The following is a 20413-nucleotide window of genomic DNA, read 5'->3' as shown; positions in this document are numbered from 1 at the left end:
ACCGCGCCCGGTCGGCTCCCGAGCAGCCACCCGGCCGGGCTCCCGAGCAGCCACCGGCCGCGCTCCTGTGCAGCCATTCGGCCGGGGCTCCCGGGCCGCCGCCCTGCGGGCCCCGCGGCTGCCGTTCCGATGCCGCTACGGGCCCTCACAGCGCGGTGTGAGGGCCCGTAGCGGTGGTAGTGGTGCCGGAGGCGGCTACTTCTTCGCCTTGCCCCCGGAGTCGTCGCTGGACAGCACGGCGATGAACGCCTCCTGGGGGACCTCCACGCTGCCGACCATCTTCATGCGCTTCTTGCCCTCCTTCTGCTTCTCCAGCAGCTTCCGCTTCCGGGAGATGTCACCGCCGTAGCACTTGGCCAGCACGTCCTTGCGGATGGCGCGGATGGTCTCGCGGGCGATGACCCGGGAGCCGATGGCCGCCTGAATGGGGATCTCGAAGGCCTGGCGCTGGATCAGCTCGCGGAGCTTGGCCACCAGGCGCACCCCGTACGCGTACGCCTGGTCCCGGTGGGTGATCGCGGAGAAGGCGTCGACCTTGTCGCCGTGGAGCAGGATGTCGACCTTGACCAGGTTGGCGGTCTGCTCGCCGGTGGGCTCGTAGTCGAGCGAGGCGTAGCCCCGGGTCTTGGACTTGAGCTGGTCGAAGAAGTCGAAGACGATCTCGGCGAGCGGCAGCGTGTAGCGGATCTCGACGCGGTCCTCGGAGAGGTAGTCCATACCGAGCAGCGTGCCGCGGCGGCTCTGGCACAGCTCCATGATCGCGCCGATGAACTCGCTCGGGGCGAGGATCGTGGCCCGTACCACCGGCTCGTGCACCGAGTCGATCTTGCCCTCGGGGAACTCGCTCGGGTTGGTGACCGTGTGCTCGCTGCCGTCCTCCATCTCGACGCGGTAGACCACGTTGGGGGCGGTGGCGATCAGGTCGAGGCCGAACTCGCGCTCCAGCCGCTCCCGGATCACGTCGAGGTGCAGCAGCCCGAGGAAGCCGACGCGGAAACCGAAGCCGAGCGCCGCGGAGGTCTCCGGCTCGTAGACCAGGGCGGCGTCGTTGAGCTGGAGCTTGTCGAGCGCGTCGCGCAGCTCGGGGTAGTCCGAGCCGTCCAGCGGATAGAGGCCGGAGAAGACCATCGGCTTCGGGTCCTTGTAGCCGCCGAGCGCCTCGGTCGCCCCCTTGTTCAGGGTGGTGATCGTGTCGCCGACCTTGGACTGCCGTACGTCCTTCACGCCGGTGATGATGTAGCCCACCTCGCCGACGCCGATGCCGTCGGCCGGGGTCATCTCCGGCGAGGAGACCCCGATCTCCAGCAGCTCGTGGGTGGCGCCGGTGGACATCATCCGGATCCGCTCACGCTTGCTGAGCTGGCCGTCGACGACCCGGACGTACGTGACGACCCCCCGGTAGGAGTCGTAGACCGAGTCGAAGATCATCGCGCGGGCGGGGGCGTCCTTCACACCGACGGGCGGCGGGACCTCCTTGACCACCTTGTCGAGCAGGGCGTCCACGCCGACACCGGTCTTGGCCGAGACGCGCAGGACGTCCTCGGGCTGGCAGCCGATGAGGTTCGCCAGTTCCTCGGAGAACTTCTCCGGCTGGGCGGCCGGCAGGTCGATCTTGTTGAGCACCGGAACGATGGTGAGGTCGTTCTCCATCGCCAGGTAGAGGTTGGCGAGCGTCTGCGCCTCGATGCCCTGGGCGGCGTCCACCAGCAGGACGGTGCCCTCGCAGGCCGCGAGCGAACGGGAGACCTCGTAGGTGAAGTCCACGTGCCCCGGCGTGTCGATCATGTTGAGGACATGGGTGGTGCCCTGGCCCTCCCCCGTGGTGGGGGCCCAGGGCAGCCGGACCGCCTGGGACTTGATCGTGATGCCGCGCTCGCGCTCGATGTCCATCCGGTCGAGGTACTGAGCGCGCATCTGCCGCTGGTCGACCACTCCGGTGAGCTGGAGCATCCGGTCGGCCAGCGTCGACTTGCCGTGGTCGATGTGGGCGATGATGCAGAAGTTGCGGAGCAGCGCCGGGTCCGTACGGCTCGGCTCGGGCACGTGGAGAGGGGTCGCGGGCACGCAGGGTCCTGATTCTTGAGACGCGCGGCGTCTCGTCTCGGGTGGACGCGGATCGATACGTAGGCTCCATGGTCCCATGGGTGCGGGACTGCGCCCGGTTTGGGCCGGTCGCGGGGTCGCTGCTAGCCTGGCTAGCTGCATCCTGCTCCCTCTTCACTCCGCCTCGGCGGGGTGGGAGCCCGGACGCTGCTGTACAGAGTGCTGTACCGAGTCAAACGAATTCATCAAAGCTGAGAAGGCTCATAACGTGGCGAACATCAAGTCCCAGATCAAGCGGAACAAGACCAACGAGAAGGCACGCCTGCGCAACAAGGCTGTCAAGTCGTCGCTCAAGACCGCGATCCGCAAGGCCCGCGAGGCCGCTGCCGCCGGTGACGTCGAGAAGGCCACCGCGGCTTCTCGCGAGGCGTCCCGTCAGCTCGACAAGGCTGTCTCGAAGGGTGTCATCCACAAGAACGCCGCCGCCAACAAGAAGTCGGCGCTGGCCTCCAAGGTCGCCACCCTCCAGGGCTGAGCCCCTGTCTACTTGATTTGACCGCCGGAAAGGACTCAGCGGGCCCTCTCTACCGCTCCTGACCGGCGAACCCCGAACTCGCACGCGACTGCGTTCGCCACGCGGGTGCGAGTTCAGCAGCTTCATGAGCTTCACAGCCTGACGTCGAAGGCCCCGGAGCGTCCACCCAGGACGGTCCGGGGCCTTCGCCGTGGCCGGCCGGCAGGTCCGGAGCTTTCGCCGTGGCCGGCCAACGGGTCCGGAGCCGACGACGGGCCTTCCGGGGGGCGCTCTGAGGCCGCCCCTCATGCCGAGGCCGCCGCTACCCCTGGCGGCCGGCGCGGGCCGCGCGGGCGATCGCGACGACGGCCTTCTCCAGCGCGTACTCCGGATCGTCCCCGCCGCCCTTGACGCCCGCGTCGGCCTCGGCGACGGCCCGCAGCGCGACCGCCACGCCGTCCGGGGTCCAGCCGCGCATCTGCTGGCGCACCCGGTCGATCTTCCACGGCGGCATCCCCAGCTCCCGCGCGAGATCGGCGGGCCGGCCGCCACGGGCCGACGAGAGCTTGCCGATGGCCCGGACACCCTGGGCGAGGGCGCTGGTGATCAGCACGGGGGCCACACCGGTCGCCAGTGACCAGCGCAGCGCCTCCAGCGCGTCGGCCGCCCTGCCCTCCACGGCGCGGTCGGCGACATTGAAGCTGGACGCCTCGGCGCGCCCGGTGTAGTAGCGGGCGACGACCGCCTCGTCGATCGTCCCCTCGACATCCGCCACGAGCTGCGCGACGGCGCTCGCCAGCTCGCGCAGGTCGCTGCCGATCGCGTCGACGAGGGCCTGGCACGCCTCCGGCGTGGCCGAGCGGCCCAGCGCGCGGAACTCCGACCGTACGAACCCCAGCCGCTCGGCGGGCTTGGTCGTCTTGGGGCAGGGGACCTCGCGGGCGCCCGCCTTGCGGGCGGCGTCCAGCAGCCCCTTGCCCTTGGCGCCCCCCGCGTGCAGCAGCACGAGGGTGATCTCCTCGACCGGCGCGTCGAGATACGCCTTGACGTCCTTGATCGTGTCGGCGGAGAGGTCCTGCGCGTTCCGTACGACCACGACCTTGCGCTCGGCGAAGAGCGAGGGGCTGGTCAGCTCTGCGAGGGTGCCGGGCTGGAGCTGGTCGGAAGCGAGGTCGCGGACATCCGTGTCGGCGTCGGCGGCGCGGGCCGCCGCGACCACCTGCTGCACGGCGCGGTCGAGCAGCAGGTCCTCCTGGCCCACGGCGAGGGTGAGCGGGGCGAGCGGATCGTCGGGAGAAGCTTTTCTGGTGGCCATCGTGGTCCACGATCTCACGCCCCACCGACAGCGGTGGCGCGCGTCCGGGGGCGGACCGGCGGGCGCGGACGCGCGGCGCCGAAGCGGGTTACGGGGTCTCGCGCCAGCCGTCCCAGCCGGCCACGAACGTGTCCAGCGCCCCGGCGTCCAGCCGGGCCTCGGGGTCCTCCACGACCACCAGCCACTGGGCGTCCTCGGCGTCGTCCTCGCCGGCCAGGGCGTCCCGTACGAGCTGGGGCTCCTCGGCCACCGCGAACCGCTCGCCGAGCGCCTGCGCCACCTCCTCCGCCGCGTCGCGGTCGGGCAGCACCAGTACGTGTCTCACATCGCTCACGGCCGCATTCTCCCAGCCGCGAACGGCCCGGTCAGCCCTGGGGGACGGTCTTGGGCACGATCTGGATATCCATCTCGATCTTGATGCTGGAGCCGACGACCGCGATGCCCCGGGCCAGCATCGACTGCCAGTTCACGGTGTAGTCCTCGCGGTGCAGCTCCGTACTGGCGCGGACGGCCGCGCGGGTCTCCCCCTCCATGCCGTTGCCCAGGCCCAGGTAGTGGGCGTCGAGGGTGACCGTTCGGGTGACGCCGTGCAGGGTGAGGGCGCCGGTGATCCCCCAGTTGTTGCCGCCGCGGTGGGTGAAGCGGTCGCTGTAGAACTCCAGCGTCGGGTAGTTGTCCACGTCGAGGAAGTCGGCGGAGCGCAGATGGTCGTCGCGCATCTGGACGCTCGTGTCGATCGACGCGGCGCCGATGACGACGTGCATCGCCGACTGTTCCATCGTCTCGCCGATCCTGATCGCCCCGGCGAAGTTGTCGAAGCGGCCGTGGACACGGGCCAGCCCGATGTGACGGGCGATGAAACCGATCCGGGAGTGGGCCGGTTCGATCTCCCAGTCGCCGGGCGCGGGCAGCGGCAGTGACGGGGCCACCTGCAGCGTGATGTCGCCAGGACCGCCGGCGCCGCCGTTCTCACCGACCGTCACATTGCCCCGGAACGGGGTGAAGCTGTCGGCGGATATGGCCAGCCGGTACTCCCCGAAGGGGACCATCGCCACCACGGTCCCGAACGGATCCGTCTCCCCGCTCACGACCTTGCGGCCGTTGCTGTCGCTCACCGTGAACTCGGCCTGTCCGACCGGCTCGTCGACCGGGTCGACGACCCGGCACGTGAGCAGCCCGGCGCCGGGCGGCACCGAGAGTCCGGCGAACGGGTCGGGCTTCTGATGAGCGGCCGTCCGTCGGCCGAGAAGGCGGCTGATCATGGTGTACGTACCCCTGTGCGGTCGTTCTCTTCGGGGGCCGCGCGTTGGTACGTCTGCCTCGAACGGGACGGCGACCCATGACGAATAGGCATTCGATCACTCTTGCCCCGTTCGAGGCAAACGTACCGACAAGTAGAGAACTCGAGCTTTACGGACCACCGTTCCGTCCCCTGGGCACGGCCCGCAGTCCGGCCCCGGCCCCCACGACCGCGATCGCCCCGTCCCGGTCGGTGCGCAGCACCCTCGCTCCCCCGGCGCGCAGCGCGTCGACGGTACGGGGCGCGGGATGCCCGTACGGGTTGTCCCGGCCCACGGAGATCAGCGCCAGCCTCGGGCGTACGTCCCTGAGCAGCCCCGGGTGTTGATGGGGCGAGCCGTGGTGGGCCACCTTCAGGACGTCCACCGCGGGCAGCCCCGGATGATCCCGCGACAGGCCGCGCTGGGCGGGCGGTTCGAGGTCGCCCAGGAGCAGCAGCGTGGGGCCCCGGGCCACGCGCACGAACAGGGTGACGCTGGAGTCGTTGGGCTCGGTCGCGACGGGTGCCACCCCGGCCCGGGGCCAGAGCACCCGCCAGTCGAGCGGCCCGGTGGTGCGCCGCTCCCCCGGGACGGCGCGGACGACGGGCACCCGCGCCGCGTCGGCGGTGCGCCGTACGAACGCGGCCTGGTCCGGGGGTATGGGCGAGGTCGTGGTCTGGATCGCGCCGACCGCCCGGCCGCGCAGCACCCCGGGCAGCCCGGCCACGTGGTCGGCGTGGAAGTGGGTGAGCAGGAGCAGCGGGACACGGCTGATGCCGAGATCCCGCAGACACCGGTCGGCGGGCCCGGGGTCGGGGCCGGTGTCCACCACCACGCCGGCGCCGTCCCCGGCGGAGAGGACGGTCGCATCACCTTGGCCGACGTCGCACATCGCGAACGTCCAGCCCGGCGGCGGCCAGCCGGTGACGATCCGGGTGAAGGGCGGGGGCCGCACGACCGCGAGCATCAGGAGTACGGCGCAGAGCGCGGCGGTCCAGGGGTGGCGCGGGATCCGCCGGGCGGCGAGCACGACGAGGACGGTGAGGACGGCGAGCAGCGCGCCGCCCCACCAGCCGCCGGGCCAGTCGGTCTGGGCCCCCGGCAGTGCCGCGCCGCCGCGGGCGACGGAGGCGATCCACCCCGCCGGCCAGCCCGCGCACCGGGCCACCAGCTCGGCGGCGGGCAGCGCCACCGGGGCCAGGGCGAGCGCGGCGAAGCCGAGGATCGTGGCCGGGGCGACCGCCAGCTCCGCGAAGAGATTGCAGGGGATGGCGACGAGGCTGACCCGGGCAGCGAACACGGCCACCACGGGCGCGCAGACGGCCTGGGCGGCACCGGCGGCGGCCAGTGCCTCCGCGAGCCTGGGTGGCACCCCGCGTCGCGTCAGCGCCCCGGCCCAACGGGGGCCGATGGTGAGCAGGGCCCCGGTGGCCAGTACGGAGAGGAGGAAGCCGTAGCTACGGGCCAGCCAGGGGTCGAGGAGCACGAGCAGCAGGACGGCCGCGGCCAGCGCGGGAAGCAGCGTCCTGCGGCGGCCGGTGCCGATGGCGAGGAGGGTGATCAGCCCGCAGGCGGCGGCCCGCAGCACGCTGGGTTCCGGTCGGCAGACCACCACGAACGCGAGAGTGAGCGCTCCGCCGAGCAGCGCGGTCGTCCGCAGCGAGATCCCGAGCCGCGGGGCGAGCCCGCGGCGTTCGGCCCGTAACGCCAGTCCCGGCGGGCCGATCAGCAGGACGAGGACGATGGTCAGGTTCGATCCGGAGACGGCCATGAGGTGCAGCAGGTCGGTGGCGGCGAAGGCGTCGTGGAGTTCGGGCGTGATGCGTGCGGTGTCGCCGACGACCAGCCCGGGCAGCAGGGCGCGGGCGTCGGGCGGCAGTTCCTCGGTCGCCGCACGCAGCCCGGCGCGGAGCGCTCCGGCCGTGCGCTGCACGCGGCTGGGCGGCCCGGTGACGGCCGGCGGGCCCTTGCCCGTGACGCGCAGGGCCGCCGCGTAGCGGTCGTCCGCGTGGAGCGGGGGCGCCAGCCGCCCGGACAGCCGCAGCCGGGTGGACGGCAGCAGCCGCTGCCAGCGGCCGGGGTGCTCACCGGGCGGGACGATCACCAGGACCGGCGTACGGACCGCGGTCGCGGCGCCGCGGACCGCCGTCACCCGGGTGATCTCCGCGTCGAGGACGAAGCCGCCCGCGGCGGTCCGGTCGCCCCCGCCCCTGGGGTGCGTGGCCCGTGGGTCGGAGGTGACCGTCAACTCCGCGGTGACCGGGGCATATCGCTCGGCGAGGCCGGGGACGGGCCCGCGCCGGGCGTCCGCGCCGTGCAGCCCGGCGGAGGCGGCCCCCGCGGCGGCGCAGAACAGCACGCCCGCGGCGGCCACCCCGGCGAGCCGGGGCCCGGCGGCGGCGCCGGACCGGACCAGGAGCAGCGCGCCGGCCAGCAGACAGGCCAGCACTCCGAGCACGGTCCAGCGGCCCGGGGCACCCACGGCCAGGGCCGCCGCGCCCCACGCCGCCAGCGCGGGCGGCACGAGCCGGAGATCGGCCGGGCCCTCCACGCGCGGAGCCGCCGCTCCCAGGCGGTGACCGGCCGCCCGGTGGACCGCGGGGCGCGTCATGCCCGTACGGGGGACCGTCATGGCCGTACCAGCGGCTGGAGGTCGGCGAACTTGCGGTCACCGATGCCGTTGACCTCGCGCAGCTCGTCGACGGAGCGGAATCCGCCGTGCCGGGTGCGGTAGTCGATGATGTGCCGGGCCAGTACGGGCCCGACCCCGGGGAGCGTGTCGAGCTGGTCCGGTGTGGCGATGTTCAGGCTCACGGGTCCGGGCGGCTGTCCCCCCGGGCCCGCGCCGAACCCGGCACCGGACGTGGCTCCCCCGCCGCTTCCCCCGCCTCCGCCGGATCCACCCGATCCGCCGCCCGGGGCCGTGCCCGGCGGGGCGGGGCCGCCGACCACCACCTGTTCGCCGTCCATCAGCAGCCGGGCGCGGTTCAGCCCGGTGAGATCCGCGCCCGGCTCGGCACCCCCGGCGGCGTGCAGCGCGTCGGCGACCCGCGATCCGGCGGGCAGCCGCAGCACGCCCGGCTCCCGCACCTTGCCGCCCACGTCCACCACGATCCGGGCCGTCTCGGGCGGTGGCTTGGCCACGACGGCCTCCGGCAGCGGCGCAGGGATGTCCTCGGCCGTGCCACCGAGGGCGGCCGCGTCCGCACGGACCGTGTCGGGGGCGCGGACGGACTGTGGACGCCCGGTCCAGAAGTGCTGAGCGGCGAGGCCGGCGGCCACCACCAGCACCACCGCGAGCGCGCCCAGCGTCCTCGGCTCCAGACCGCACCGGAGCTGAACCCACAGCGGCAGCCGCTCACGCACCGCCGCCAGCGCCCCGGTCCACGCGCGCGCCCGAGCCGCTTTGGGAGTCGGCGAGGGTCCCGGAGCGGCCACCGTCGCGGTGCCCCCGGAAGCAGCCGGGAAGAGCGCGTCCGCCCGACGGCGCGGCTCCGTCGGAGGTGAGTGCGGGAGCGGGAGCGAAGGCGCCCGTACGGGTACGGACGTGGACAGCGAAGCGGGTGCGGACGCAGACGCGGAGACGGATACGGATGCCTCGGCAGGTGCTGACGTGGACACCGCGTGCGCGCGGACGCGGGCCGCCGTCCCGATACGGGCAGCCGCGCGGGGGCGGGTGCGGCCGTGGCGGGCACGGACGTCGGAGCCGGGGGAACGGCCCGGGCCGCTGGTCACGGAGCGTGTTCGGAGAGTCATGCCGAGAACGGTAGGCACTCACGCCCGGCCTCGCCGAGCACCCCGAATTCCGGTGGAAAACCTGCCGGTTGTGGAAAACTCGGCCACCCGAACGAGCGAAAAATCGACTACGGCCGAGAGTTGAGGCCCGACAGGCCCGGCGGGCCCGTCAGCGCGGTGAGACCACGGCCCCCAGCAGCCCCGGTCCCGTGTGCGCCCCGATCACCGCGCCGACCTCGCTGACATGAAGCTCCACCAGCCCCGGGAGCCGCTCACGCAGCCGCTCCGCGAGCGCCGCGGCCCGTTCCGGCGCCGCGAGATGGTGCACGGCGATGTCCACCGGGCCCGCGCCGGCCCGGTCGGCGACGATCTCCTCCAGCCGGGCGATCGCCTTTGACGCCGTCCGTACCTTCTCCAGCAGTTCGATGCGCCCGCCGTCGAGTTGGAGCAGCGGCTTCACGGCGAGTGCCGAGCCGAACAGCGCCTGGGCGGCGCCGATCCGGCCGCCCCGGCGCAGGTAGTCGAGGGTGTCGACATAGAAATACGCGGTGGTGCCCGCGGCCCGCTTCTCGGCGGCCGCCACGGCGTCGTCGACCGTGCCGTCGCCCGCCGCGGCCTCGGCCGCCGCCAGCGCGCAGAACCCGAGCGCCATCGCCACCATGCCGGTGTCCACCACCCGTACCGGTACGGGCGCGTCCTTGGCCGCGAGCACCGCCGCGTCGTACGTGCCGGAGAACTCGGCCGACAGATGCAGCGAGACGATCCCGTCCGCCCCGGCGTCCGCCGCGGCGCGGTACGCGGCGGCGAAGACCTCGGGGCTCGGCCGTGACGTGGTGACCGAATGCCGCTTCTGGAGCGCCAGGGCCACCGAACGGGCCGAGACCTCCGTGCCCTCCTCCAGCGCGCGGTCGCCGAGCACCACGGTCAGCGGCACCGCGGTGATGCCGTGCCGTTCCATCGTCTGCGGCGGCAAGTAGGCCGTGGAATCGGTGACGATCGCGACATGGCAGGACATGAGCCGGAGGTTACCCGTCGTCTTCCTGGGGCGGCAGCCCGGCCCCGTCCCAATGATCGGATCCGGCCCGACGCATGGTCAGTTCGTGGTCTCGGGCCTGGCCTGCTTCTGCCAGGGGTACGTGGTCCCGCGCCGCGGATCGGGCGGCTCGATGGCCTCGGCGCGCTCCCCGGGGGCGGACTGCGGCGCGGGCCGGCTCCCGGCCCCGGCGGCTCCCCGCTCCCCGTGCCACGCGTCCGAAGCCGTCGACCCGCTCGGCCCCGCCGGCGCGGCGGGCTGTGCGGGCTCCGCCGACCAGTGCCGCAGCGCGCCGGACTCCACATCGATCTGCGCGCTCAGCGACGACAGGTCGTCCTCGGCGAACTTGCGCGCCCGGTCCCGCGCGGCCCAGCGCAGCGAGTCCGCGGAGTGCGTGATCCGCTCCGTACGGTCGCGCACCTCAGGAAGCCGCTGCCCGACGCTGCTCCGGTCGGGATCCCGCTCCAGCCGACGCAGCTCGTCGTCCAGCTCCCGGCCGTGCACGCTCAGCCGCTCGAACAGCTCGATCGACTCCGTCAGCGAGGCGTCCTCCGCCACACCCGCCTGGAGTGCGTCCTGCGTGGCGCGCATCGAGGTGCGCAGTCTCAGCCGCAGCTGGGCCAGCTCTCCCGCCGTGCCGGGCTGCCCCAGGCTCTTCGCCCGCAGGGCCGTGTCCTCCACCGTGCGGCGGGCCTGCGTGATCGTTCGGTCGACACCCCGTCTGGCGGCGCCGACCGCCTTCACGCACGCGTACACCCCCAGTACGACGAAGGCGACGAAGAGCAACGCCATGATGGTGATCGCGACGTCCATGAGCGCCCCTTCGCTGTTGGTCGTGTCCCCTCCACCGTAAACGGAACGGGCAGGCTGCGGGTTCCCTCGGAACCCCCAACCTGCCCGTAGGGGAAAGCCCTGTGTACCCGCCCGGCGGACACTGCGCAGACCCGGTTCGGACCTCGGCCAATCCCCGGTCGGACCCCGGTCGGACCTCGGCCGGACTCGGGACCCCGCCCCGGCCAGGCCCGGTCAGGTCCCGCCCCGGCCGGGCCCGGTCAGGTCCCGCCCCGGCCGGGCCCGGTCAGGTCCCGGTCCGGCCCAGGTCCGTACCCGGTCGGAATCCGATCAGGCGGGCACGATGTTCACCAGCTTCGGCGCCCGGACGATCACCTTCCGGATGCCTGCGCCGCCCAGCGCCGCGACCACGCCCGCGTCGCCCAGCGCCAGCTTCTCCAGCTCCTCGTCCGAGATCGACGGGGAGACCTCCAGCCGCGCCTTGACCTTGCCCTTGACCTGCACGACGCAGGTCACGGCCTCGTCCACGACGTACGCCGGGTCCGCCACCGGAAAGTCCCGGTGCACGACCGAGTCGGTGTGCCCCAGCCGGTGCCACAGCTCCTCGGCGACATGCGGGGCGAGCGGCGCGATCAGCAGCACCAGCGGTTCGGCGACCGAGCGCGGGATCGGGGCCCCCGTCTTGGTCAGGTGGTTGTTCAGCTCGGTGAGCTTGGCGATGGCCGTGTTGAAGCGCAGCGCCGCCATGTCCTGGACGACCCCGTCGATCGCCTTGTGCAGCGCGCGCAGGGTGTCCACGTCGATGTCGGCGTGCTCGGTGTCCACGACGGTGACCTCGCCGGTCGCCTCGTCCACCACGTTGCGCCACAGCCGCTGGAGCAGCCGGAACTGGCCGACCACCGCGCGGGTGTCCCACGGACGCGAGACGTCCAGCGGGCCCATGGCCATCTCGTACAGCCGCAGCGTGTCCGCGCCGTACTCGGTGAAGATCTCGTCCGGGGTGACGGCGTTCTTCAGGGACTTGCCCATCTTGCCCAGGACCCGGCTGACCTTCTCGCCCTGGTACCAGTAGCCGCCGTCCCGTTCCTCGACCTCCGCCGCGGGCACCGCGATGCCGCGACTGTCCCGGTAGACAAACGCCTGGATCATGCCCTGGTTGTAGAGCTTGTGGAACGGCTCGGCCGAGGAGACGTGTCCCAGGTCGAACAGCACCTTCGACCAGAAGCGCGCGTACAGCAGGTGCAGCACGGCATGCTCGGCGCCGCCCACGTACAGGTCGACGCCGCCGTGCGGCTGCCCCTCGCGCGGGCCCATCCAGTACTGCTCGACGACCGGGTCGACCAGCTTCTCGTCGTTGTGCGGGTCCAGGTAGCGCAGCTCGTACCAGCACGAACCGGCCCAGTTCGGCATGGTGTTCGTCTCGCGGCGGTAGCGCTTGACGCCCTCGCCCTGTCCCAGGTCCAGTTCGACGTGGACCCACTCCGCGTTCCGCGAGAGCGGCGTCTCCGGCTGGGTGTCCGCGTCGTCCGGATCGAACGTACGGGGCGAGTAGTCGTCGACCTCCGGCAGTTCCAGCGGCAGCATCGACTCGGGCAGCGCGTGCGCCGTGCCGTCCTCGTCGTAGACGATCGGGAAGGGCTCGCCCCAGTAGCGCTGACGGCTGAACAGCCAGTCGCGCAGCCGGAAGTTGACGGTGCCCTCACCGATGCCGCGCGCGGCCAGCCAGTCGGTGATCCGCGCCTTGGCCTCGGCCACGCGCAGGCCGTCCAGGGTGATGTCCGCGCTCGCCGAGTTGACGAGCGGCGCTTCGTACGAGGAGAACGCGTCCTCCCACGTGGTGGGGTCGGTGCCCCGGTCGTCCGAGGGCTCGACGACACAGCGGATCGGGAGCTCGAAGGCGCGCGCGAACGCGAAGTCGCGGCTGTCGTGCGCCGGTACGGCCATGATCGCGCCGGTGCCGTACCCCATCAGCACGTAGTCGGCGATGAAGACGGGGACGCGCTCGCCGCTGACCGGGTTGGTGGCGTAGGCGCCGGTGAAGACCCCGGTCTTGTCCTTCGCCTCGGCCTGCCGCTCCACGTCGGACTTGGCCGCGGCCTGCTTGCGGTACGCGGCGACGGCCTCGACGGGGGTCGCGTGACCGCCCGTCCACACCGTGTGGGTCCCCTCGGGCCAGGCCGCCGGGACGATCTTCTCCACCAGGTCGTGCTCGGGCGCCAGCACCATGTACGTGGCGCCGAACAGGGTGTCCTGACGGGTCGTGAAGACCGTGATCGCGGCGCTGCCGCCGGCGGCGTCGGGCACCGGGAAGTCGACCCGCGCGCCCTCGCTGCGGCCGATCCAGTTGCGCTGCTGGAGCTTGATGGCCTCGGGCCAGTCCAGCGCGTCCAGGTCGTTCAGCAGCCGGTCGGCGTAGGCGGTGATGCGCATGTTCCACTGGCGCAGCTTCGCCTTGAAGACCGGGAAGTTGCCGCGCTCGGAGCGGCCGTCGGCGGTGACCTCCTCGTTGGCCAGCACCGTGCCCAGGCCGGGGCACCAGTTGACGGGCGCGTCGGAGGCGTACGCCAGCCGGTGACCGCCCAGGACGTCGGCCCGCTCGGGGGCGCTCAGCGCACTCCAGGGGCGCCCGTCGGGCGTCGGGCGCTCCCCGCTCTCGAACTGGGCCACCAGCGTGTCGATGGGGCGTGCGCGGTCCGCGTCGGGGTCGTACCAGGAGTTGAAGATCTGTACGAAGATCCACTGGGTCCACTTGTAGTAGTCCGGGTCGATCGTCGCGAAGGAGCGCCGCCGGTCGTGGCCCAGGCCCAGCCTGCGGAGCTGGACCTTCATGTTCTCCATGTTGGCCTCGGTGGAGGTCCGCGGATGCGTCCCGGTCTGGACCGCGTACTGCTCCGCGGGCAGGCCGAACGCGTCGAAGCCCAGGGTGTGGAGGACGTTGTGACCGGTCATGCGCTGGTGACGGGCGAACACGTCGGTGGCGATGTAGCCCAGCGGGTGTCCCACGTGCAGTCCGCTGCCCGAGGGGTACGGGAACATGTCCATGACGAACTTCTTGGGCCGGGCTACCAGCTCGGGATCGCCGGCCAGCTCACCCGTGGGGTTCGGCGCCTCGTACGTGCCCTCGGCGTCCCAGAAGTCCTGCCAGCGCGCCTCGATGTCCGCGGCCATGGCCGCGGTGTAGCGGTGCGGCGCTGCCGTCTCGGCAGCGGCGGAAGCGGCGGCGGCGGAAGCGGCAGCCGAATTCGTCTCGCTCATGATGTCCTGAAGCTCCATCGATCGTCTCTGCCAGCGGGGCCGGCCGTACCGGGCGGCACAGGGCCGCACCGGACCACCGGTCAGCGAAAGAAAAATGCCCCTCACACAGGAGGGGACGCCGCGCTGACTCCGACCGGATCGGTCATCGGTCGGGACTGGTCAGCGCGGCCCGCTAAGCAGAAGGCGTACGGCACGCATGGCGTCAGGGTACCGCAGTGCCCGTTCCGCGCGCACGAACGCCCGCGGGAGGTACCGACCGTCGCCCCTCGGGTAACCGTACGGCAAAGCTCAACTGCCAGCCTTACTCCGCGTATCGGGCCTATCCGGGCAACAACAGAGTCGGATAACTCACCTTCACCTGGCTAAACCTTCAAACGGGGTACTGCCCGGTATGGCTCCACTTAGCATGCGGCAGCGGGACCGCTTTCCCGAGCCCTTCGGAGTTGCCCCCTATGAACCCTCTAAGCAAGTCCGGCGCGTCGCCCAACCCGGAGTCCGGCAACAGCCGGGCGATCCAGGGGATCGCGACCGCCGCAGCACTGGTACTGGTACCACTACTCGCCGTCGTAGGAGGCGACGCTTTCCAGGCCTTCATCGACTTCGGCGCAGGCGTGCTGTCGCTGCTGTCGATGTCCGGGGCGGTCGTCTGGGGTCTGATAGCCACCGACCGGCTGCTCCTCGCGCCGCGACAGCGGCTGCTGGCCCAGGGCATCCATCGGGCGACCGCCGTCGCCGCGATCGGCTTCCTGCTGCTGCATGTCTCCATCAAGATCACTCTGGGCAAGGTCGCCGTGATCGGCGCCCTGCTCCCCTTCGGCCTGGGCATCTCCGGTACGAACGGCCTCATCGGCATGGGTTCGCTCGCCGGGCTCCTGATGATCGTGGCCGGCACGACCGGCGCCCTGCGCAGCGTCTTCGCCCTCCCCGGCAAGTACGCCGCCCGCTGGCGGGCGATCCACATGGTGGCCTATCCGTCGTGGTGTTTCGCCATGATTCACGGACTCTTCACAGGACGTCCCGCGGCCACCTACGTCACGGTGATGTATTCCGTCGTCATGATCGGCGTCGCCTGCGTCGTCTCGCTGCGGCTGCTCCCCCGCCACGTCCAGCGACGCGTCGCCGACCGGATCGTCTCGATGACGGGCGCCGACATGGAGAACCGGGAGTCGTCCCAGCTCCGCGACCTCTCCGCCTCCCCGCTCCCGGGCGCCAGCGGTATCCCCCCGCAGCGCGAGTACAAGGCCAGGCCCCAGCAGGACCCCATCGAGGCCTCGACGCGCTCCGCCCCGCTCGGCGGGGGCCGTACGCCACCGCGGCTCGCCGCCCCGTCGCCGCCGCTGTACGAGGCCACACCGGCCGCGGACCCGCTCGCGGCCGGTGACCCCATGGCGGACACGTTCGTCGCGCCACGGGGCAATCCGCTGCCGGGATACGAAACCGTCGACCGGGGCCAGGACTCCGGCACCGGGATCTCCGCCGGCTATCGCGCCATGTCCATGGACGCGACGGCCCGGATGCCCGCGCAGCCCTCCGGTTCCCCCGCGGCCGGTGGTCAGCAGGGCGGGGAGGTCCCGTTCGCCGAGCGCATCCCGATGACCGAGGAACTGCCGGTCATCACGGACGAGCCGGCCGGCCCTCCCGGCTCCTGGCCCGCCCCGTCGCCGCCCCGGCCCGGCCAGGCGTTCACCCAGCCCCCGCCGACCCCGTACGACACCGGGGCCATCCCGGCGTACGACGGCGGCCAGGGCGGCCAGAACCCGGGCCAGCCGTACGACACCGGCGCGACCCCCCAGTACCCCGGGGCGGGCGCCGGGTACGGCACGGGCCAGAACCAGCCGTACGACACCGGCGCGATCCCGGCGTACCAAGCCGGCCAGGGCGGCCAGAACCCGGGCCAGAACCAGCCGTACGACACCGGGGCGATCCCTCAGTACAACCCGGGGATGACCCCTCAGGGCCCGCAGAGCCCGCAGCCCCCGCAGTACGACACCGGGTCCATCCCTCAGTTCGACCCGGGAGCCGCGGCCGCGTACGGCACCGGCTCCCCCTACGGGCCCGACGGCGCGTCCCCCTACGGCAACGGCCCCGCTCCGCAGTACGACACCGGCGCCATCCCCACGTACGACACGGGCTCCGTCCCGGCGTACGGGACGGGCGCCGTTCCCCCGTACGACACCGGCTCCGTACCCGCCTACGACGGCCAGCCGTACGACAGCCGGCGGCAGCCCGGACCCGGTCAGCCCGGACCGGGCACGTCCCCCTATCCGCCCCCGGCCGGGGAACCCTGGCAGGCACCCGCAGGAGACCGTCCGTGAATGCCCCTCTCCCCGATGTCCCCGAGGTCCGTGTCGTCGGCCTCCCCCAGCTCACCCAGGGATTCGATCTCGTCGAGCGTCTCGACCTGCCCATGCACCTCAAGGTGCACGGGCCGCTGGAGGCGATGACCGGCGAGCGGCTGGCCCAGCTGGCCGAGAACATATCCCTGACCGGCCGCGGCGGCGCGGGCTTCCCCTTCCACAGAAAACTCCGGGCCGTCGCCAAGTCGGCGATCAGCCGCGGGGTCCGGCCGGTCGTCGTCGTCAACGGCAGTGAGGGCGAACCGCCCTGCCGCAAGGACACGGTGATGCTCAACCGGGCGCCGCACCTCATCCTCGACGGCGCGCTGCTGGCCGCGGAGGCGCTCGGCGCCCGCACCCTGGTCATCGCCGTGACCAGGAACTCCACCGAGGTCTCGATCCGCGCGGCGCTCGCCGAGCGGGGTCTGTCCGACCGGCGCGGCCAGCAACTGCGGGCGAAGGTCGTCCGTACGCCGGAGCGCATGGTCTCGGGTGAGGCGTCGTCCGTGATCCGCGCGATCAACGGCGGGCCCGCCAAGCCGCCGGGCCGCCGTGAGCGTGCCGCGGAGTCCGGCGTCGGCGGCCTCCCCACGCTGCTGTCGAACGCGGAGACCTTCGCCCAACTCGCCATCGGCGCACGGATCGGCGCCCGCCGCTACGCCCACACCGGGCTCGACACCGAGCCCGGCACGGTCATGCTCACCCTCTCCGGCGCGGTCGCCCGGCCCATGGTCATCGAGGCGCCCTCCGGCGTGCCGCTGCGCTACATCCTCCAGATGGCCGGCGCGCCGCCGATGCCCCAGGGTGTGCTGACCGGTGGCTACCACGGCAACTGGATGGACGCGATCGCCGCCCACGAGGCCGTGATCTCCAAGGAGTCCTTCAAGTCGTTCGGCGGCGCGCTGGGCGCCGGCGCGATCCTGCCGATCGGCCCCGAGACCTGCCCACTGGGCGAGGCGCTACGGGTCGCCAACTGGCTCGCGGCGGAGACCGCCGGGCAGTGCGGCCCCTGCCGGCTCGGTCTGCCGGCGGCGGCGAGCGGGCTGGCCGACGTGATCAACGGCGGCGGCCAGGCGGCCCTGGAGGCGCTCCGCGCGGTCACCCAGTCGGTCAAGAAGCGCGGCGCGTGCCAGCACCCCGACGGCTCCGCGCGCTTCTTCTCCTCCACCCTCTCGGCGTTCACCGACGACCTCGCCGCGCATGTGCTCAACGGGGGCTGCGGACGCGAGACGACCGGAGTGCTTCCGCTGCCCAACGAGGGCTACCAGGACGAGGTCGAGTCGATCCCCAGTGGCGGCATGCTCGCCATCGACTGGACGCTCTGCCAGGGCCACGGCCTGTGCGCGGACATCCTCCCGGAGCTGTTCCGGATGACCCCGGACGGCTTCCCCACGCCGGCCAAGACGGATGTCCCGGTGCACCTCCAGGGCGCCGCGCAGCGCGCCGTACGGCGGTGCCCTGCGCTGGCGCTCCGGCTGGAGCAGAAGGCGCCCCCGGCGCCGCCGCGCAAGGAGCCCTCACGCGCCGAGCTGCCGCCGGGCGGCGGGCGCAAGGCCCTCGGCCGGGGCCGCGGCTGAACCAGCGCGCCGGCGGGCCCCTGACGGGGTCCGCCGGTCCGGCCGCCCGGGAGATCGCCGGAGACGACCGGCCGAGACGGGCAACGGACCGGCAGACGAGCAGCGGACCGGAGACGGGCAACGGACCGGAGACGGGCAACGGACCGGAGACGGGCAACGGAAGGGCGACGGAAGCAGACAGCGAGCGGAAAGCGGCAGACATACGAGAAGCGGGTCGCCCTGATCGGACGACCCGCTTCCTGCGATCTTCTTGTGATCCTCTGAGATCTTGTGGAGCTAAGGAGAATTGAACTCCTGACCTCCTGCATGCCATGCAGGCGCTCTACCAACTGAGCTATAGCCCCTTGCGGTCCGCCGCCCCGGGGTTTCCCCCTCGGCGGCATCGCCAACATTAACGGTCCCTGTGCCCCACCGCCAAATCGATTCCGCCCGGGTGCCGCTCGGGGCCCTGGCGGCGGCCGGCCGGGGGCCGGTGGGCGTCGTTCAGGCGGTGGCGAAGGAGTAGAAGCGCTTGAGCGTGCAGTGCTCCTCCAGGAGCCGGCCGTAGATCGGCTCGCCCTCCAACTCCCGGTAGGTCTCGATGGGGTCGCCTTTTATGATCAGCGCCCGCGCGCACTCCTCGCACCAGTACTGGTACTCGGGGTTGAGCGGGTCCATGTCCCGCACAATCGGCGTACCGCTGCCGCACCAGTCGCATTTACGCCTGTGCGCACCCATCGATCAGCTCCAGATGTGGCCGCAGCAGGCCGTGCACACGTAGGAAATTCCGGAAATGTCACCGGCCACCACATGGTCGGCCGGGGACACGTGGTACGAGGGACAGCCGACTCTGCTGGCGGACATCGCGCTCTCCCTCCCGGTCCGGTCCCTGACCCCCATCCGGTCGTCCGATTCTGCCACGCCGGAGAGTGCTGGTCAGCCTGAAATGGCGTCCGTACAGCAGAAATCCCGCCCCCCAGCGGGGGACGGGATCGGGTTCGTGACGCTGATTGTGGAGCTAAGGAGAATTGAACTCCTGACCTCCTGCATGCCATGCAGGCGCTCTACCAACTGAGCTATAGCCCCTCGTGTTCCCCGCGCTTCGCGCTGCGAACAAGAAGAACTTTAGCCTGCGACCTGCCGGAAAGCGAAATCCGGTGGCTCCCCGGCCGAAGGCCCCGCCGCCGGATGTCCGGTCGCCGGAGGCCGGGCCGCCGGACGCCGCGCCACAGGGCCTCAGTCGTCGTCACCGAGGACCGGTTCCGGAAGGGTGCCCGCGTTGTGCTCCAGGAGCCGCCAGCCGCGCGCCCCCTCGCCCAGGACGGACCAGCAGCAGTTGGTGAGCCCGCCGAGCCCCTCCCAGTGGTGCGCCTCCAGGCCCAGCAGCCGGCCGATGGTGGTGCGGATCGTCCCGCCGTGGCTGACCACGACCAGGGTGCCGCCGTCGGGCAGCTTCTCGGCGTGCTGGAGCACCACGGGCGCGGCGCGGTCCGCGACCTCGGTCTCCAGCTCGCCGCCGCCGCGCCGCACGGGCTCGCCGCGCTTCCAGGCCGCGTACTGGTCGCCGTACCGCTCGACGATCTCCTCGTGGGTCAGGCCCTGCCAGGCGCCCGCGTACGTCTCGCGGAGCGCCGCCTCGTGCGTGATGCCGAGGCCGGTCAGCGCGGTCAGCTCGCGGGCCGTGGCGGCGGCCCGCCGCAGGTCGGAGGCGATGATCGCGGCCGGCTTGAGGGAGGCGAGCAGCCGGGCGGCCCTGCGGGCCTGTCCGACGCCCGCCTCGGTCAGCTCGATGTCCGTGGAGCCTTGGAAGCGGCGCTCCAGGTTCCAGGCCGTCTGGCCGTGCCGCCACAGGACGATACGGCGGCCCCTGCCGCCCTTGGAGCCGTTCAGCTCAGCTCACCGTCCGCGTCACCGGCGATTCCGGCGTGCTCGCCCACCGTCGCGGCGTGCTCCTGGCCCTTGCCGCGCGTCTTGACGGCGTCCTCGGGCAGCTCCAGCTCGGGGCAGTCCTTCCAGAGCCGCTCCAGCGCGTAGAAGACCCGCTCCTCGCTGTGCTGGACGTGAATGACGATGTCGACGTAGTCGAGGAGGATCCAGCGCGCGTCACGGTCGCCCTCGCGGCGCACCGGCTTGGCGCCCAGCTCCTTCTGGAGGCGCTCCTCGATCTCGTCGACGATCGACTTCACCTGGCGGTCGTTGGGCGCCGAGGCGAGCAGGAAGGCGTCGGTGATGGACAGCACATCGCTCACGTCGTACGCGATGATGTCGTGCGCGAGCCGGTCCGCGGCCGCCTGGGCGGCGGTCTTGACGAGCTCGATGGAACGATCAGTAGCGGTCACTGGCAGGCTTTCGTCGGCGGTGGTGGAGATGCCCAGGATCTCACGGACCACCGACAGCCCGCACAGCCGTTCTTCCGCCCGGCGGCCCGGCACCCGGGAGACACCGCGCGCCGGTCACGCGGCGCCGGCGGGGGGGCCGGGGGCGCCCCGGGGACGGGCCGACCCGGCCGAGTGCGGGGTGTAGTACTGGCCCACGACGTCCGGGACAACGGCGG

The 20413-nt window shown here is 72.5% G+C and carries 16 protein-coding genes and 2 tRNA genes; 3 read left to right on the top strand and 15 right to left on the bottom strand.

What is annotated here, in order from left to right:
• Positions 1-195: 195 nt before the first annotated feature.
• The gene (gene lepA / locus ACFXKG_RS19225; protein WP_384840013.1) at positions 196-2064 is read right to left on the bottom strand and encodes a translation elongation factor 4; all 1869 of its coding nucleotides are present in this window, start codon (positions 2062-2064) and stop codon (positions 196-198) included.
• 247 nt (positions 2065-2311) lie between these two features.
• On the opposite strand from lepA, the gene rpsT reads away from it, so the two are divergent.
• Complete coding sequence (gene rpsT / locus ACFXKG_RS19220) at positions 2312-2578, top strand: 30S ribosomal protein S20 (protein WP_329827156.1); 267 nt, start codon at positions 2312-2314, stop codon at positions 2576-2578.
• 301 nt (positions 2579-2879) lie between these two features.
• On the opposite strand, the gene holA is transcribed toward rpsT, so the two are convergent.
• The 8 genes from holA to leuS all read right to left on the bottom strand — a co-directional run bounded on the left by holA (position 2880) and on the right by leuS (position 13967).
• Positions 2880-3872 carry a DNA polymerase III subunit delta gene (gene holA / locus ACFXKG_RS19215; protein ID WP_384840009.1) on the bottom strand — a complete coding sequence of 331 codons (993 nt, stop codon included), beginning with the start codon at positions 3870-3872 and terminating at the stop codon, positions 2880-2882.
• An 88-nt stretch (positions 3873-3960) separates the two neighbouring features.
• On the bottom strand, positions 3961-4206 hold the full coding sequence (locus ACFXKG_RS19210; protein WP_384840006.1) for a hypothetical protein: 246 nt from the start codon (positions 4204-4206) through the stop codon (positions 3961-3963).
• A 31-nt stretch (positions 4207-4237) separates the two neighbouring features.
• Positions 4238-5134: a YceI family protein gene (locus ACFXKG_RS19205; protein ID WP_384840003.1), complete on the bottom strand. Its 897-nt coding sequence runs from the start codon at positions 5132-5134 to the stop codon at positions 4238-4240.
• 148 nt (positions 5135-5282) lie between these two features.
• Positions 5283-7763 (bottom strand): ComEC/Rec2 family competence protein, encoded by a 2481-nt coding sequence (locus ACFXKG_RS19200; protein WP_384840000.1) that lies wholly within the window; start codon positions 7761-7763, stop codon positions 5283-5285.
• 17 nt (positions 7764-7780) lie between these two features.
• Positions 7781-8908, bottom strand: a complete 1128-nt coding sequence (locus ACFXKG_RS19195) for a helix-hairpin-helix domain-containing protein (protein WP_384839997.1) — start codon at positions 8906-8908, stop codon at positions 7781-7783.
• A 148-nt stretch (positions 8909-9056) separates the two neighbouring features.
• A complete protein-coding gene (locus ACFXKG_RS19190) occupies positions 9057-9902 on the bottom strand; it encodes a DegV family protein (RefSeq protein ID WP_384839994.1) in 846 nt (281 codons plus the stop codon).
• A 78-nt stretch (positions 9903-9980) separates the two neighbouring features.
• Entirely contained in the window at positions 9981-10733 is a 753-nt protein-coding gene (locus ACFXKG_RS19185) for a hypothetical protein (protein ID WP_384839992.1), read from the bottom strand.
• A gap of 309 nt (positions 10734-11042) precedes the next feature.
• Positions 11043-13967: a leucine--tRNA ligase gene (gene leuS, locus ACFXKG_RS19180; protein WP_384839989.1), complete on the bottom strand. Its 2925-nt coding sequence runs from the start codon at positions 13965-13967 to the stop codon at positions 11043-11045.
• 452 nt (positions 13968-14419) lie between these two features.
• Here leuS and ACFXKG_RS19175 point away from each other — a divergent pair, with 452 nt between their 5' ends.
• Both ACFXKG_RS19175 and ACFXKG_RS19170 read left to right on the top strand, forming a co-directional pair.
• Positions 14420-16282, top strand: a complete 1863-nt coding sequence (locus tag ACFXKG_RS19175; protein ID WP_384839986.1) for a hypothetical protein — start codon at positions 14420-14422, stop codon at positions 16280-16282.
• Positions 16279-17880 (top strand): NADH-ubiquinone oxidoreductase-F iron-sulfur binding region domain-containing protein, encoded by a 1602-nt coding sequence (locus ACFXKG_RS19170; RefSeq protein WP_365819066.1) that lies wholly within the window; start codon positions 16279-16281, stop codon positions 17878-17880. The genes ACFXKG_RS19175 and ACFXKG_RS19170 overlap by 4 nt, the downstream gene beginning before the upstream one ends.
• A 271-nt stretch (positions 17881-18151) precedes the next feature.
• On the opposite strand, the gene ACFXKG_RS19165 is transcribed toward ACFXKG_RS19170, so the two are convergent.
• From ACFXKG_RS19165 to rsfS, 6 genes are all read right to left on the bottom strand, one after another.
• Positions 18152-18224: transfer RNA gene (locus tag ACFXKG_RS19165), tRNA-Ala, on the bottom strand.
• Between the two features lie 139 nt (positions 18225-18363).
• A complete protein-coding gene (locus ACFXKG_RS19160; protein ID WP_329827141.1) occupies positions 18364-18597 on the bottom strand; it encodes a hypothetical protein in 234 nt (77 codons plus the stop codon).
• Between the two features lie 3 nt (positions 18598-18600).
• Entirely contained in the window at positions 18601-18723 is a 123-nt protein-coding gene (locus ACFXKG_RS19155) for a hypothetical protein (protein WP_384840252.1), read from the bottom strand.
• A 149-nt stretch (positions 18724-18872) separates the two neighbouring features.
• Positions 18873-18945, bottom strand: a tRNA-Ala gene (locus ACFXKG_RS19150).
• A 150-nt stretch (positions 18946-19095) separates the two neighbouring features.
• A complete protein-coding gene (locus ACFXKG_RS19145) occupies positions 19096-19749 on the bottom strand; it encodes a histidine phosphatase family protein (RefSeq protein WP_384840232.1) in 654 nt (217 codons plus the stop codon).
• Positions 19746-20228, bottom strand: coding sequence for a ribosome silencing factor (gene rsfS, locus ACFXKG_RS19140; RefSeq protein ID WP_384840229.1), 483 nt, complete (start codon positions 20226-20228; stop codon positions 19746-19748). Before rsfS ends, ACFXKG_RS19145 begins: the two co-directional genes overlap by 4 nt.
• Positions 20229-20413: the final 185 nt, after the last annotated feature.

The sequence above is a fragment of the Streptomyces sp. NPDC059255 genome (genome assembly GCF_042752355.1).
Lineage (GTDB): Bacteria > Actinomycetota > Actinomycetes > Streptomycetales > Streptomycetaceae > Streptomyces.
This window is presented reverse-complemented; position numbering and strand designations above follow the sequence as displayed.